This window comes from Enterovirga aerilata (assembly GCF_013044135.1).
GTDB lineage: Bacteria > Pseudomonadota > Alphaproteobacteria > Rhizobiales > Beijerinckiaceae > Enterovirga > Enterovirga aerilata.
On the sequence record NZ_JABEPP010000001.1, the window covers coordinates 385,531 to 400,109 of the forward strand.

The window sequence follows — 14,579 nt, forward strand, 5'->3', positions numbered from 1 at the left end:
TCGGCGGGCTGACCGGAGCCCTTAAGGCCTTAAGGCGGTCAGTAGAGGAGAAGCATGAGCAGGAGGATCGCCATCACGACCGCTCCGGGACGCCACGACAGCGATGTCGAGAACAGGCCGACCGCGGCCGCGACATGGGCGAGCACGATCATGACGATCGCCGAGACCCAGCCGCCCTTGACCCCGCCGACCGCAAGCGCCGTCACGATCGACGCGGCGAAGACGGTCCCGACCGCCGTGAAATGCGTGAAGGCGTTGTAGGTGGCCTCGTGCGCCCGCGCGTCCATGTCCGGGCTGTACAGCCGCTCGGCGTTGCCGGTCTCCGCCATCGTCTTCCTCTTCAACGACCCTGGCCCGTCTCGTAGCCGAAGGTCCGGGACGCCGCAATCGTGGCGTGCCGGCTCCCGTCAGGCGGCGGCGGGGAGCCCGACGCGCTCGAGGGCGGCCTTCTGGCGTGCGGCGAGCGTCTCGATCGCGAAGCCCTCGATCTCCGACTGGAACAGGCGGTGGAAGTTCAGCTCGGCGTTGAGGTGCAGGAACACCGCGCCGAGCCCGACCGCCGCGCGGTCCATGAACACGAATTCGCGCGGCACCGTCACGGGCCCCTTCTCGCGCAGCGCCATGTGGACCCGATACGCTTCGCGGCGTCCGTATTCGGACGGCTTCACGCCGTCCGCAATGGTGCGGACGCGATCCTCGAGCAACGGCCCGTAGATGAAGCGGGCCCAGATGTTCAGCGTGTCGATCAGATCGGGAGTAAGCCGGCGGAAGCCCCAGGTCTCGTAGGCATGGACCATGCGGGCGCGGTCGTCGTGCAGGAGTCCGAGATAGAGGTCCACCACGCCCGCCAGGAAGCGCGGCGGGAAGATGCGGACGCAGCCGTAATCGAGAAGGTTGATGCCGGCGGGCTCGCCGCCCTCGGAGAACACCGTGTAGTTCCCCAGATGCGGGTCGCCATGGATGATTCCGAGATCGGCGACGGGGTGCCACCAGGCCTTGAACATCGCGATCGCGAGGCGGTTGCGGATCTCGACCGGGGCGTCCTTGAAGGTGAGGATCTTCGCGCCGTCCAGCCAGCCGAGGGTCAGGAGGCGGCGGGTCGAGAGCTCGGGGAACACCTCCGGGACGCGCACCTCGCCGATGCCGTCCAGCGCCTCGCGGTAGATGGCGGCGTTCTTGGCCTCGTGCGTGTAGTCGAGCTCCTCGCGCACGCGCGCCCCGATCTCCTTGGCGATCTCGCGCGTGTCGATGGCGGCATCCATGCGCCGATGCAGCGCGAAGACGAGCCCGAGCTGCCTGAGGTCGGCTTCGACGGCCGACTGCATGTCCGGATACTGGAGCTTGCAGGCAAGCGCCCGGCCCTCATGTGTGGTGGCGCGGTGCACCTGGCCGAGCGAGGCGGCCGCCGCGGGCTTCAGGTCGAAGGAGCCGAAGCGGCTGCGCCAGTCGGGTCCGAGCTCGCTCATCATGCGGCGGTTCACGAAGGCCGCGCCCATCGGGGGCGCCTCGCTTTGCAGCTTCGACAGCTCGGCCGCGTATTCGGGCGGAACCAGGTCCGGGACGGTGGCGAGCAGCTGCGCCACCTTCATGATCGGGCCCTTCAGGCCGCCGAGGGCGGAGGCGAGCGCGGCCGCGTTCGAGGCGTCGGCGCCGTCGCGACCGAGCAGGCGCTGCCCGGCGATGCGCGCCGCCACCCCGCCGACATTCGCTCCCACCCGCGCATAGCGCGCGGCACGGGCGGAGAAACGGTTCGCTTCGCGATCTGACATGCGGGGGAGAGACTCGAGAAGACGGGCTCCTCATATGGGTCGCCCGGCGCCGGATGCTACGGCGCCCACGGTTCTTGGAGAGGCGGACAAGTAGAGTTATAACGCTTGTACGAACCGGAGGCGCTCATGACGGCTCACGACAAGGACCTGGCGAGCGGCCCAGTCCAGGCTGCCCCTGCCGCAAAGGTGGTCGCTATCGGCAACTCGCACGGGATCGTCCTCGGGAAGGAGATCCTGGCGAAGCTCAATGTCGGGCGCGGGGATCTTCTCTATCTGGTCGAGGCTCCGGACGGGTTCCTGCTGACGCCCTACGATCCGAAGATTACCGAGCAAGTGGAGGCGGGGAAGCGCTTCATGCGCCGCTACCGGGACACGTTCCGGGCGCTTGCGAAGTGATCGCGTCTCGTGCGCGCGATCGTCTGGATCGAGAAGAAGGCTCTCCTCCTGCTTCATAACATCAGCCTCGCCGAGCACGGCGGCTCGTCCGGATTACGGGACGAGGGTCTGCTCGACTCGTCGCTCGCGCGTCCCCAGAACCTGGCCGCTTACGGCGAGCCGGACCTCGCCGCGTTCGCCGCCAGCTACGGCTATAGGTTGGCGAACAACCATCCCTTCATCGACGGAAACAAGCGCGCCGCCTTCCTTGGGATCGGCCTCTGCCTGGACCTGAACGGGATGGTTCTCGACGTGGACCAGCCGGAGGCGATCGCCACCGTTCTGGCCCTGGCCGCGGGAGAGCTGGGCGAGGACGAACTTGCGGCTTGGATCAGGGATCACGCCGTCCCGGTCGATTGAGCTGGGCCGGCCTCCCGCCCCCAGCGAAGCACCCCCTCGGCCGCCGCAACGCCGGTCGCGAAACAGGCCTGGAGGAGATAGCCGCCCGTCGGCGCCTCCCAGTCCAGCATCTCTCCGGCTGCGAAGATGCCGGGGAGGCGCTTCAGCATGAAATGCTCGTCGATCTCGTCCAGCAGGATGCCGCCGGCGGAGGAGATCGCGCGGTCGAGGCTGTCCGTGCCGACGACCCGAAGCGGAACGGCCTTGATGGCCGCCGCGAGCCCTGGCGGGTCCGCGGCGAGCGCCGGGCCGTATCCCTCGCGCATGAGGCCGATCGCGGCCGGCGGGAGCCCCGCCGCCTTGCGCAGGAAACTGGCCATCGACTGCTTTCCGCGCTCGCGGGACAGAGCCTTCGCGAGGGCGTCGGCCGGCAGGTCCGGGCGGAGGTCGACACGCAACGTCGCCTCGCCGTCCTGCGCGACCGCATCCCTGACCGATCCCGCGACCGCATAGACGGCGCCGCCTTCCAGCCCGGCCTTCGTGACATTCGCCTCGCCGCGGATATCCCGACCTCCATGAGCCAGCGCGATGCGCTTGAGCGGCGCGCCCTCGAACCGGGCGAGGAAGCGGTCGGACCAGGCGACGCGCAGGCCGGCATTGGCCGGGACGAGATCGCGGATGCGCACGCCCGCCTGTTGCAGGATGCTCACCCAGCCACCGTCCGATCCCAGCCGCGGCCAGCTCCCGCCGCCAAGCGCCAGGATGGCCGCATCAGGCCGGATCGAGGCCGGTCCGGCCGGCGTTTCGAACCGCAGCTCGCCTGCCGGGCCGAAGCCCGTCCAACGGTGCCGGAGGCGGAACTCCACGCCGAGGTCGTCCAGCCGCCGCAGCCAGGCCCGAAGCAGGGGCGACGCCTTCCAGGCCCGCGGGAAGACGCGCCCGCTCGAGCCGATGAAGGTCTCCGCCCCGAGCCCGTCCGCCCAGGCGCGCAGCCGCTCCGGCGGAAAGGCCTCCAGGGCCGGCCGGAGCCGCCCGGCCGCCTCGGCATAGCGGGCGACGAACCGCTCGAAGGGCTCGCCATGAGTGAGGTTCAGCCCGCCGCGACCGGCAATCAGGAGCTTGCGGCCGACCGACGGCATCCGGTCGAACACGGTCACGCCCATGCCCGCCCGGGCGAGCGTCTCGGCCGCGATGAGGCCGGCCGGCCCGGCGCCGATGACGGCGACCTTGCGGGATGCGTAGGAGCTCAGCCCGGGGCCTCAGACCATGGCCGCGAGCAAGGCTGCCAATTCGCCGTTCGGCTGCGCCGTGTTGAAGGTCACCATGGCCTTCCGGGAGGTTGCGCCGAGCTGCCTGCGGGCCATGGCGGCCCTGGCATCTTCGCCGCCTTTCAACAAGGCCTGCATCCCCCGGACCGTCTCGCGGGCGGCGAGGTAGCGTGCCTTGGCCTCCGACCGGAGGCGGAGCCTGTTCCGCTCCGCGCCTGCAAGATCGAGCCCGGCCAGCGTGAAGCCGAAAGGCGCGCCGGGCGCGCTGAAGGCCAGCGTGCCCGTCTCCACGGTCCCGTCCCAGAGATCCTGGATGACGTGACCGGCCTGCGTCACGCAGGAATCCATCTCGTCTGCGAAGCGGCTGGCGAACAGATGCTCGATGACGAGCAGTTCGAGCACGAGCCCGGGGCTGAACCGGCGCAGGCTCTCGTCATAGGCGCATTTGATCGCGAACGAGGTTCGCCCCGTCTGCAGGTTCAGGGAGACCGCGATCGCCTTCCCGTCGAGGGAGAGGACGTCGGCCGAGGCGATCGGCGCGCCTCCGACCTGACCGCCGAACGCGGCCCGGGCGAAGGCGGCCGTCCCGGGCTGCGAGAGAAAGGCGGTGCCCGCCTCGCCCTTCCAGCCGGATTGCTCGATGCGGAGAAAGTCCTCCAGAGCGGCGCGGACCTCGTTCGGCTCGGTCGCGTGCCGGTAGGCGACGGAGCCTTGTTCGGACAACCGGCGCTGCGTCCGGCGCAGTTCGCGCAGCCGCTTCGGCGCGACGCTTCGTGCAAGATAGGCCTCGGATGTCTCGTCGCTGCGCCGCAGGACGGGTCGCGCAAGGCTGCCGACGAACTCCGCCCGGGACCCCGTCGCGGCCGCCCGGTTCCGAGCGAGGGACGCGACGGGGCCGTTCACGCGAATGTTGGGCAGCAATACGCGGCCCGCGAGCCCGGACAGCCCCGCGCGGGCGGACAGCAGCGCATCCAGCGTTGCGGCTGCATGGTCCCGATCGATCAGCGGCGTTCCGCTCGGCTGGAACAGGTTCTGCGCGCCGAGCTCGACTGCCCAGGGCAGACCGTAGCGGAACCAGGTTCTTTGGAGCGGCAGGAGCCCCACGAGACGCTCGGCGCCCGAGGCCTCGCACCGGAAGGCGCAGAGGATACGCGTGCCGCTCTCCCCCAGATGCTCCAGCCCGGCGCGGATATAGGGCCGGCTGTAGAACGGATTCTCCTCGATCGCGTTCGCGGCAAGCCTGTCCCAGGCCGGGCCGAGCGCCTGCAGGTCCTGCTGCGCGAGAATCCGCGCGACCACGCGCGCCGCCTCAGGCATGTGCCTGCCTCGACGAGAGGCCGAGAGGAAGGATGATGCCGAGCCGTTGATAGGCATAGGCCGCCAGCATCAGCGAGCGGCAGGCCATGGTGGCCGCGCTCGCGGCCGCCGCGCCCGCGAGACCGAAGGCGGGGATCAGCATGACGAGCAGCCCCAGATTGAGCACGAGCGCCAGGGCGAAGCTCAGGGCGCAGACGCGCTCCTGGCCCAGCATGGTCAGGACGTCCTCGCCCGGTCCGGCGAGGCATGCGACCACCATGCCGGCAGCCAGGATCGGAACGAGGTAGGCGGCCGGCGTGAAGTCCGGCCCGAAGAGGCCGAGCAGGAACGGAGCGGCAGCCGAGAGCGCGACCGCGCCCGCGAGGGTGAGTCCCGAGGTCGCGACCGTGACGAGCGCGATCAGGCGGTGAAGGTCGGCCCGCCGTCCCATGGCGTCGAGGGCCGCGAAACGCTGGGCCGTGGCGGCCGAGCCGGAATAGCGGACATATTCCAGAATCTGCGCGATCCGGGTGGCGGCAAAGTAGATGGCAACGGATTCCGGCGGCAAGAACAGGCCGACCACCAGCAGGTCGGCATTGAGGAGCAGCAACTCGGTCGTGTCGACGAGCGCGATGGGCAGGGCGGTTCGGAGCCAGACCCGAAGCTCGTAGCGGGGCTTCCCGGCGGGGACCGCCTGCCGCAGGGCAGCCCTCAGGAGGACGACTTGAACCGCGATGCCGACCAGGAGAGCCGCAGCGGCACCGATCAGCGCGATGCCGGGGCTCGGCACCACGGGCGAGAGCGCCAGGCCGGCAAAGACCAGGACGGACGCGCCCTGCCGTACGACATAGGCTGGTCCGATCCCGAGAAGCGGCCGGCCGAGCGCGCGCGCAACGGCCTCCAGGTTGTCCTGGATCGCCAGGAGCGGGACCGCCAGGAAGCCGATCGCGAGCGGCAGGACATAGATGCTGTCCACGAGGCCGGGAACGAGGGCGACGACCGAGATCGCGGCCAGACCGATACAGGCGCCCGCCGCGAGCGCGAAGACGATCCCGAAACGGACAAACCCCCGAACGATCGCGTGGTCGCCTGTCGCGAGCGCCTGCGCGACGTAGCGGCAGAGAGCCTGGTTCGTGCCGCCGACCGAGAGATGACCGAGGACGGTCAGCCAGACGAGGGCGAGGGCATAGACGCCGAAGCCCTCCCGGCCGAGATAGCGGGCGGCGAGGATCTGGGCCGCATAGGCGAGGGCGGCGCCGAGGAGCCGCGCGGCCAGGACCTGCGCACCCGCGCGTCCGTCCCGGTTCGCGCCTGCCCGTCTCAGCCGCGCGCGGAGCGAAGCGGCCGGCGAGAGCGCGCTGCGGGCATCGAGCACGATTCCGGCGTGGCTCATGCCCAGATCCGCCCCCGAAGCGGAATGCAGTCTACCGACCCGCTCATTCTACAGCTCCCAGCGTCATCTGCGACGGGAGCTGTTGTCAATCCATGAACCGAAGCCAGTAATCCCGGCTCTATTCGCCGAAGATATGGTTAATGGCGCAGTCGCGCATGGCCGGCCCGACTATTCCATGCTTTCCAACTCGGCGATGAGGCTCTCGATCATGGACAGGCCGATCTGCCAGAAGCCGGGATCCTTCGCGTCGAGCCCGAATGGCTGCAGGAGCTCGGCATAGGGCTTGCTGCCGCCAGCCGAGAGCAGCGCGAAATATCTCTCGACGAAACCGTCGCTGGCGCGCTGGTACACGCCGTAGAGCGAGTTCACGAGGCAGTCGCCGAACGCATAGGCATAGACGTAGAACGGCGAGTGGATGAAGTGCGGGATGTAGGTCCAGTAGGTCTCGTATCCAGGGCCGAGCCGGATCGACGGCCCGAGGCTCTCGCCCTGGACCGACATCCAGAGCTCGCCGAGCTGGTCCGCGGTCAGCTCGCCCCTGCGACGCTCCGTATGGAGCTTCCGCTCGAAGGAATAGAAGGCGATCTGGCGCACGACCGTGTTGATCATGTCCTCGACCTTCTGGGCGAGCATCGCCCGGCGCTGCTCCCGATCGGTCGTGCGGTCGAGGAGACGCCGGAAGGTCAGCATCTCGCCGAAGACGCTCGCCGTCTCTGCGAGCGTCAGGGGCGTCGGCGCCATGAGGGCGCCGTTCGGGGCGGCGAGCACCTGGTGCACGCCGTGGCCGAGCTCGTGCGCGAGGGTCATCACGTCGCGCGGCTTGCCCTGATAGTTCAGGAGCACATAGGGATGCGCCGAGGGCACGGTCGGATGCGCGAAGGCCCCGGGCGCCTTGCCGGGGCGGACGGGCGCGTCGATCCAGCTTTCGTCGAAGAAGCGGCGGGCGATGTCCGCCATCTTCGGGGCGAAATCCGCATAGGCCGCAAGCACCGTGTCGCGCGCCTCGCCCCACGGGATCGGCCGCTGCTCGACCTTGGGCAGGGGAGCGTTGCGGTCCCAGAAATCGAGCACGTCCCGGCCGAACCAGCGCGCCTTGAGCCGGTAGTAGCGGTGCGAGAGCCGCGGATAGGCGTCGGTGACGGCCTGGACGAGCGCATCCACGACCTCGCGCTCGACCCGGTTCGCGAGGTGGCGCGAATCGGCCACGTCCTCGAAGCCGCGCCAGCGGTCGGAGATCTCCTTGTCCTTGGCGAGCGTGTTGGTTATGAGGGTGAAGACCCGCAGGTTCGCCCTGAAGACCTCGGCCAGCGCATTGGCCGCCTCACGGCGCACTTCCCCGTCGCGGTCCTGCAGCTTGTTCAGCGTCGGCTCGAGCGTCAGCTCATCGCCCCGCACCTTGAAGCGGAGCGAGGCGAGCGTCTCGTCGAATAGACGGTTCCAGGCGCCTCGGCCGGTGACGGACTTCTCGTGGAAGAGCTGCTCGATCCGGTCCTCCAGCTGGTAAGGCTTGTCCTTGCGGAGGTCCTCGATCCAGGGGCGGTAATGGCCGAGCGCCGGATCGGCCATGGCGGCATCGAGCACGGCGTCGTCGATCCGGTTCAGCTCGAGCGTGAAGAACAGGAGATCGCTGGAGGCGGCCGTCAGCCGCTCCTGGGTATCGCCGTAGAACTTCGCGCGCGCCGGATCGGTCGTGTCGCCGGAATAAACGAGGCCCGCATAGGACATGAGCCGCCCGAGCCGGTCCTCGATCGCCTCGTAGCGCTTCACCGCCTCGGCCAGGCCGCCGGAGCGGGCCAGCTCGTCGAGCCGTCCCCGGTAGGTCTCGGCGAAGGTGCGGCACTCGCCCTCCGCCCAGGCCAGGTCGGCCCGGAACGCCTCGCTGCCGATGCCCGGATAGAGGTGCGAGAGATCCCATTCCGGCAGCGCCCCAAGCTCCGCCTGCTCCGGGGGGGCGGAGGCGAGGAGGGCACTCGAGCGGGCGTGCTCGCGGAAGGCGAGGGCGGACATCGCGACGGCAATCCTGACGGTCGTGGAACTGTTCCAATATCGTGCGCCCGCCCCGCCGATCAACGGAGGAAAGCCGTAACCTTAAGCCGGACTTTACACTTCGGGCCGACCATGCCGGCCCGATCCCACCCTGTCGCAGCCTTCCCAGACGCATGTCCCAGAACGTCCTCATCGTCGACGACGATCCCGTCCAGCGCCGCCTGTTGGAGGCGACCGTGCGCCGCCTCGGCTACGGCACGGCGCTGGCGGAGAGTGGCGATGCGGCGCTGGCCATCCTGCGGGCCGGCGAGGCGGCCGACCTCGTGATCCTCGACCTCGTCATGCCGGGGCTCGACGGGTTCGGCGTACTCGCGGCGATGCGCGAATCGCGCATCGAGGTCCCGGTCATCGTGCAGACCGCGCATGGCTCCATCGAGACGGTGGTGAACGCGATGCGGGCGGGCGCGATCGACTTCGTCGTGAAGCCGGTCGGCGCGGAACGCCTCGGCGTCTCGATCAAGAACGCGCTCCGCCTCGGCTCGCTGGAGGACGAGGTGCGGCGCATGAAGCGGCGCGCGGACGGCACGCTCGGCTTCCGCGACCTCGCCACCCGCTCGCCCGACATGACCCGGGTGCTGCGCCTCGCCGAGCGCGCCGCCAAGTCGAACATCCCCGTCCTGATCGAAGGCGAATCCGGGGTCGGCAAGGAGGTTCTCGCCCGTGCCATCCAGGGGTCCGGCGACCGCAAGGGGAAGCCCTTCATCACCGTCAATTGCGGCGCGATCCCCGAGAACCTCGTCGAATCGACCCTCTTCGGGCACGAGAAGGGCGCCTTCACCGGAGCGACCGAGCGCCACCAGGGCAAGTTCGTCGAGGCGAATGGCGGGACGCTCTTCCTCGACGAGATCGGCGAGCTGCCTCCGAACGCGCAGGTGAAGCTGCTGCGCGCCATCCAGGAAGGCGAGGTCGACCCCGTCGGCGGCAAGCGCTCGGTGCGGGTCGACATCCGGCTGATCTCGGCCACCAACCGCTCGCTCCTCGACATGGTCAAGGAGGGTCGCTTCCGGGAGGACCTCTACTACCGGCTGAACGTCTTCCCGATGACCATCCCGCCGCTGCGCAACCGGCGGGAGGACATCCCGGAACTCGCGCGCTCCTTCCTGGCGCGGTTCGCGGCCGAGGAGGGAAAGCGCCTGCGCGGCATCTCGGCGGAGGCCATGTCGCTCCTCTCCAGCTACGGTTGGCCCGGCAATGTCCGCCAGCTGGAGAACGCCATGTTCCGTGCCGTGGTGCTGGCGGACGGGGACGAGCTCACGCTCGCCGAGTTCCCGCAGATCGCCAACCAGGTCGACGGCTTCGACGTCCGCATCCCGCCTGCGCCCGTCCGCGAAGCGGGGGCCCCGGTGGAGAAGGAGATCGTGCGCGTGGAGATCCGCGACCCGCACGCGACCTCGCTCGTGGACGAGGTCGGGGACGTGAAGAAGCTGGAGTATTTCGAGGCGGAGATCATCCGCTTCGCGCTCGCCCATTATCGGGGGCGGATGTCGGAGGTGTCGCGCCGGCTCGGGATCGGACGGTCCACCCTGTACCGAAAATTGAAGGAATTCGGGTTAGACGAGGGCTTCGACGAGGAAGCGGCCTGACCGGGCACTGTGTCCTTCGTGCGCTTGCGCACGCTCGGACCGCCGGGAACAAGGCCAGGCTTCGGTCGGGGCGTGAGGGCGTAGGGCATGGGACGACGGCGCGAGGCCGCTTTGCTGGTGGGGCTCTGGCTCGCGGCGGCGGCGCCGGTCTTCGCGACCGAGCCAGGCCCGGATCTCCTCGGCCTTCCGCTGCCCGAGGAGCCTGCTCGGCCGGAGCTGCGCGGGAGCGCGGACGAGCCCGCGCCCGCGATCCTGGCCGACCTGCCGCCGCCGGACCTGCCGGCCGTTCCGCCCGTCGCCGAGGCATTCGGCCGGCCGGAACCGGTGAGGACCGGGAGCCTCGGGGCCGTCGCGGTTCCGCTCCCGGCCGAGGCGCAGGTCGTCGTCACAGCGGCGGACATGGTCAGCGGTGCTCTCGAAGCGAGGCTCGCCGACGGGAAGGGCGCATGGCCGCAGCGCCTGCCGAAGGCCGATCGGGAGGCCGTGGCGGCCTTCTACGCCGCGCGGCAGCACCGGCCGCTCTGGCTGGCGGGTGAGGGTTGGAGCGCGGCGGGGCAGGCGGTGATCCGCCGGCTCGGACTGGCGGCGGAGGACGGGCTCGATCCGGCGGATTACGTCCCGCCCGCGATGGGTCCCGGCGCCGCGCGGCGCTCGCCGCCGGAACTCGCCGAGGCCGAGCTGAAGCTGTCGGCGGCCGCTGCGCTCTACGCGCGCGACGCCCGTGGCGGCCGCATCAACCCGACGCGGCTCTCCTCTCTGCTCACCCCGAAGCTCGACCTGCCGACGGCGGACCAGGTCCTCGCCGCCCTCGCGGCGGCCGACGACCCGGATGCCGCGCTGGAGGCCTATAACCCGCGCCATCCGGGCTATGCCGCGCTCAGGCGGAAGCTCGCCGAATACAGGGTCAACCGTCCCGCGACGGTTCCCATGGTGCGGCGGAAGCCCGGAATCGAGCTTACGACCCAGGCGATCGCCGTCCTGCACGACGCCCCGGTGGCGCGTGCCTCCGGTGTCTATGCGAGCCCGCGGCTCGAGGGCGACCTCGTCGCCAACATGGAGCGCTGGCGCTGGCTTCCGTCCGAGCTCGGCGACCGGTACGTGGCGGTGAACATCCCCGAATACCGGCTGCGGCTGTTCGAGGGCGAGCGCGTCGCGCACGAGACCCGCGTCATCGTCGGCAAGCCGGAATCGGCGTCCCCGGTGTTTTCCGGGCTGATGGAATACGCCGTCGTGAACCCGTCCTGGTACGTACCGCCGTCCATCCTGAAGAAGGAGTTCCTGCCGAAGCTAGCCGAGGATCCGGGCTATGCCGAGCGCCAGGGCTACAAGGTCGTCCGGCGCGGCAATGCGATCTCGATCCGCCAGCCGCCGGGCGAGCGCAATGCGCTCGGCTTCATCAAGTTCATGTTCCCGAACGGCCACGCGGTCTATCTGCACGATACGCCCAACCGGCGGCTGTTCTCGACGACGCGGCGGGCCTATAGCCACGGCTGCATCCGGGTGGAGAACCCGTTCCTCCTGGCCGATTTCGTGCTCGGGCACGAATGGTCGGAGGCGCGGCTGAAGAAGCTCATCGGCCGGGGCGAGCGCACGATCTTCCTGCCGCGGAAGCTTCCCGTCCACCTGACCTATTTCACGCTCGCGGTGGACGAGATGGGCGAGCTCAGGTCCTTCGAGGACATCTACGGCCACGACCGGCGTGTGCGGCAGGCCCTCGGGCTCTCCGGCTGAGGCCGGAACGGAAAGGGCCGCCCCGAGGGGCGGCCCTGATGTCTCGACCTTCTCTGGCCCGGCCCCGGCCGCGTTGGCTGGGGGCTGACAAAGCACGGCCGGGAGCCGGGCCGTCGAGGCAACGACCCGTTTCTGCTGCCGCGCTTTGGCAAGGGCGCGACGTCAAAGCGGCCGGAATGTGAAATCTGCTGACACGAACGTGATCGTGCCCGCCGCTCGCGAACTCTGCACCGCTTCGCACGTTGGAGGGGAGGAGACGTGACGATGTCGGAAGCGAAAGACGGCGGCGAGGCCTACGGCCGCGAAGAGCACGAGAAGGCACTCTCGCGCCAGGTCCGGGAGCATCTCGGCCGCAAGCTGAGATCCGAGCTGCGGGTGGAGGCCGAGAAACCCGCCTTTCTGGGCGACGAAGCCGTGCCACCGCAATTCGCCGGGCTCGTGCATCAGCTCCAGCGCCGCGAGATGTCGTCCCAGCAGGGCCTGGACGCCCTCCGCAAGGAATTCGGCCTTCCGGAGCGGGACGAGGGCGGCGGAGGCTAGGGGCGGCTCTCCTCGGCCAGCTTCTTCAACGTCTGCAGGTCGCGTTCGATCCAGGCCGCGTCAGCGGCGAAGCTGTCCTCCGACATCTCGGGCCACCGGAACAGCGTCAGGGTCACGAGGCAGCCTTCCCCATTCCGGATCACCCGGAGCGGAACATAGACCTCGCGGCCCCCGCCCAGCTCCACCCAATGGTCCATGATCCCGAAGGGATTGTGCCCCGTGAAGCGGATCGTGACCGGACCTTCCGGGCCCCTTGCCCGCCAGACCTCGCCGTCCTGCTCCAGGCCAGCCTCGCTGAGGCCCGACGCCCATTCCGGAAACGCCTCAGGCCGCCAGAGGCGCTCATAGAGCTCGCACCAATCCCGGCACAGATCGCGACGCTGATGGTCCGCGCCTCGAACACCGCCGTTCACCGCTGGCAGAGGGGGCAGTGGAAGGTCGAGCGGCCGGACTGGACGATCCGGCCGATGACCCCCCGGCAGCCGGGCGTCATGCAGGGCTCGCCCTCCCGGTCATAGACCCGGAAGCGCTCCTGCATCGCGCCCGCCGTCCCGTCGACTTGCGCATGGTCGCGCAGCGTCGAGCCGCCATGCGCGACGGCCTCCTCCAGCACCGCCTTGATCGCCTCGCTCAGGGCATGCGCCTTGGCCTTCGGCCGCCCGCTCGCGGTGACCAGCGAGCCGGCCGGCGCCTCCGGCGAAAGCCGTGCCCGGAACAGGGCCTCGCACACATAGATGTTGCCGAGGCCCGCCACGAGCCGCTGGTCCAGGAGCGCGGCCTTCAGCGGCGTCCGCTTGCCGCGGAACAGATCCGCGAGCGCGTCTCCGGACAGCTCCGTCCCGAGCGGCTCGATCCCCATCCCGGCGAAGGGCGGCGAGGCCTCGATCGTCGCGCCGTCATAGAGGCTCATGAAGCCGAAGCGCCGCGCGTCGTTGTAGGTGACGCGCGCTCCGTCCGAGAGCCAGAACACGACGTGGTCATGGGCCGGGGCGGGCGGCGAATCGTAATAGAAGGCCCCCGGCTCCGCCGCCTCGCGTCCCGTCTCGACGCGGAACCGGCCGCTCATGCCGAGATGCATGACCAGCACCTCTCCGGACGAAAGATCCGCCAGCAGGTACTTCGCCCGCCGGCGCAGGGCCTCCACGCTGGTTCCTTCGAGCCGCTCGGCGAAACGCTCCGGGAAGCGGAAGCGCAGATCGGGCCGGCGCTGCTCCACCCGGACCAGCCGGCGTCCGACCAGCACCGGCTCCAGGCCGCGCCTCACCGTCTCGACCTCTGGAAGCTCGGGCATTGCGACCTGTCGACCCACGGGCGGCGTCTCGTCCCGCCTGCCCGGATAACCTAAAGACGGAGCTCAGATAGCGGGCAGGTGCGGCTTTCGCTATGTGCAGGGCGAAGGCCGGGGAAGATGCAGGACAGCTTGGACAGCCCGCGGGGCGGCGAGACCCATTTCGGCTTCGAGACCGTCCCGCTCGCGGAGAAGCAGGGACGGGTCAACGAGGTCTTCAGGTCCGTGGCACGGCGCTACGACCTGATGAACGACCTCATGTCGGCCGGTCTGCATCGCGCCTGGAAGTCGACCCTCGTCTCGATGCTGAGGCCGCCGCGCACGCGGCCGTTCCGCCATCTCGACGTCGCCGGGGGCACGGGCGACGTCGCGTTCCGCGTCGCCGAGGCCGGCGGCGAGCGGACCCGGGTGACGGTCGCGGACATCAACCCGGACATGCTCGCGGTCGGGCGCGAGCGCGCCGAGACGAGAGGGCTCTCCCGGCTCGAATTCGTGGAGGCCGATGCCCAGGCGCTGCCGTTCGGGGATGCGGTCTATGACGGCTACACGATCGCCTTCGGCATCCGGAACGTGCCCCGGATCGAACTCGCATTGCGGGAGGCGCATCGGGTGCTGAAGCCGGGCAGCCGCTTTCTCTGCCTCGAGTTCTCCAAGGTCGACGTTCCCGGGCTCGACCGCCTCTACGACGCCTATTCGTTCAACGTGATCCCGAAGATCGGCGAACTCGTCGCGAAGGACCGCGACTCGTACCAGTACCTCGTCGAGTCGATCCGCCGCTTCCCGGCCCCGGGCGCCTTCGCGCGCATGATCGAGGAGGCCGGCTTCCGCCGGGTGACCTGCCGGCCGCTCTCCGGCGGCATCGTCGCGATCCACTCGGGCTGGAAATTCTGA

14 protein-coding genes are annotated in these 14,579 nt (G+C 69.8%); 6 read left to right on the forward strand and 8 right to left on the reverse strand.

The features are described from left to right. Positions 1–38: 38 nt before the first annotated feature. Together HJG44_RS01900 and HJG44_RS01905 are read right to left on the reverse strand one after the other, a co-directional pair. Positions 39–329 (reverse strand): aa3-type cytochrome c oxidase subunit IV, encoded by a 291-nt coding sequence (locus HJG44_RS01900; RefSeq protein WP_171216642.1) that lies wholly within the window; start codon positions 327–329, stop codon positions 39–41. 78 nt (positions 330–407) lie between these two features. Then, positions 408–1,769: an ABC1 kinase family protein gene (locus tag HJG44_RS01905; protein WP_171216643.1), complete on the reverse strand. Its 1,362-nt coding sequence runs from the start codon at positions 1,767–1,769 to the stop codon at positions 408–410. Between the two features lie 126 nt (positions 1,770–1,895). Here HJG44_RS01905 and HJG44_RS01910 point away from each other — a divergent pair, with 126 nt between their 5' ends. Together HJG44_RS01910 and HJG44_RS01915 are read left to right on the forward strand one after the other, a co-directional pair. Continuing rightward, positions 1,896–2,165 carry an AbrB/MazE/SpoVT family DNA-binding domain-containing protein gene (locus HJG44_RS01910; RefSeq protein WP_171216644.1) on the forward strand — a complete coding sequence of 90 codons (270 nt, stop codon included), beginning with the start codon at positions 1,896–1,898 and terminating at the stop codon, positions 2,163–2,165. Between the two features lie 9 nt (positions 2,166–2,174). Beyond that, positions 2,175–2,564: a type II toxin-antitoxin system death-on-curing family toxin gene (locus HJG44_RS01915; RefSeq protein ID WP_346767061.1), complete on the forward strand. Its 390-nt coding sequence runs from the start codon at positions 2,175–2,177 to the stop codon at positions 2,562–2,564. Here HJG44_RS01915 and HJG44_RS01920 read toward each other — a convergent pair. The 4 genes from HJG44_RS01920 to HJG44_RS01935 form a co-directional block, all read right to left on the reverse strand. Then, positions 2,543–3,793, reverse strand: coding sequence for a TIGR03862 family flavoprotein (locus HJG44_RS01920; RefSeq protein WP_171217259.1), 1,251 nt, complete (start codon positions 3,791–3,793; stop codon positions 2,543–2,545). The two genes, HJG44_RS01915 and HJG44_RS01920, sit on opposite strands and share 22 nt — an antisense overlap. Before the next feature lie 9 nt (positions 3,794–3,802). After that, entirely contained in the window at positions 3,803–5,128 is a 1,326-nt protein-coding gene (locus tag HJG44_RS01925) for a GNAT family N-acetyltransferase (protein WP_171216645.1), read from the reverse strand. Continuing rightward, positions 5,121–6,500, reverse strand: coding sequence for a lipopolysaccharide biosynthesis protein (locus HJG44_RS01930; RefSeq protein WP_171216646.1), 1,380 nt, complete (start codon positions 6,498–6,500; stop codon positions 5,121–5,123). Before HJG44_RS01930 ends, HJG44_RS01925 begins: the two co-directional genes overlap by 8 nt. Before the next feature lie 168 nt (positions 6,501–6,668). Continuing rightward, positions 6,669–8,507: a M3 family oligoendopeptidase gene (locus HJG44_RS01935; protein WP_171216647.1), complete on the reverse strand. Its 1,839-nt coding sequence runs from the start codon at positions 8,505–8,507 to the stop codon at positions 6,669–6,671. A gap of 152 nt (positions 8,508–8,659) precedes the next feature. Here HJG44_RS01935 and HJG44_RS01940 point away from each other — a divergent pair, with 152 nt between their 5' ends. The 3 genes from HJG44_RS01940 to HJG44_RS01950 all read left to right on the forward strand — a co-directional run bounded on the left by HJG44_RS01940 (position 8,660) and on the right by HJG44_RS01950 (position 12,400). Beyond that, on the forward strand, positions 8,660–10,129 hold the full coding sequence (locus HJG44_RS01940) for a sigma-54-dependent transcriptional regulator (RefSeq protein WP_171216648.1): 1,470 nt from the start codon (positions 8,660–8,662) through the stop codon (positions 10,127–10,129). A gap of 87 nt (positions 10,130–10,216) precedes the next feature. Then, complete coding sequence (locus HJG44_RS01945; RefSeq protein WP_171216649.1) at positions 10,217–11,860, forward strand: L,D-transpeptidase family protein; 1,644 nt, start codon at positions 10,217–10,219, stop codon at positions 11,858–11,860. 264 nt (positions 11,861–12,124) lie between these two features. Then, the gene (locus HJG44_RS01950) at positions 12,125–12,400 is read left to right on the forward strand and encodes a hypothetical protein (protein ID WP_171216650.1); all 276 of its coding nucleotides are present in this window, start codon (positions 12,125–12,127) and stop codon (positions 12,398–12,400) included. Here the strand turns inward: HJG44_RS01950 and HJG44_RS01955 are convergent. Then, entirely contained in the window at positions 12,397–12,813 is a 417-nt protein-coding gene (locus tag HJG44_RS01955) for a polyketide cyclase (RefSeq protein ID WP_346767062.1), read from the reverse strand. The genes HJG44_RS01950 and HJG44_RS01955 overlap by 4 nt on opposite strands. Next, entirely contained in the window at positions 12,810–13,691 is an 882-nt protein-coding gene (gene mutM / locus HJG44_RS01960; protein ID WP_171216651.1) for a bifunctional DNA-formamidopyrimidine glycosylase/DNA-(apurinic or apyrimidinic site) lyase, read from the reverse strand. Before mutM ends, HJG44_RS01955 begins: the two co-directional genes overlap by 4 nt. A 117-nt stretch (positions 13,692–13,808) precedes the next feature. On the opposite strand from mutM, the gene ubiE reads away from it, so the two are divergent. Next, on the forward strand, positions 13,809–14,579 hold the full coding sequence (gene ubiE / locus HJG44_RS01965) for a bifunctional demethylmenaquinone methyltransferase/2-methoxy-6-polyprenyl-1,4-benzoquinol methylase UbiE (protein WP_171216652.1): 771 nt from the start codon (positions 13,809–13,811) through the stop codon (positions 14,577–14,579).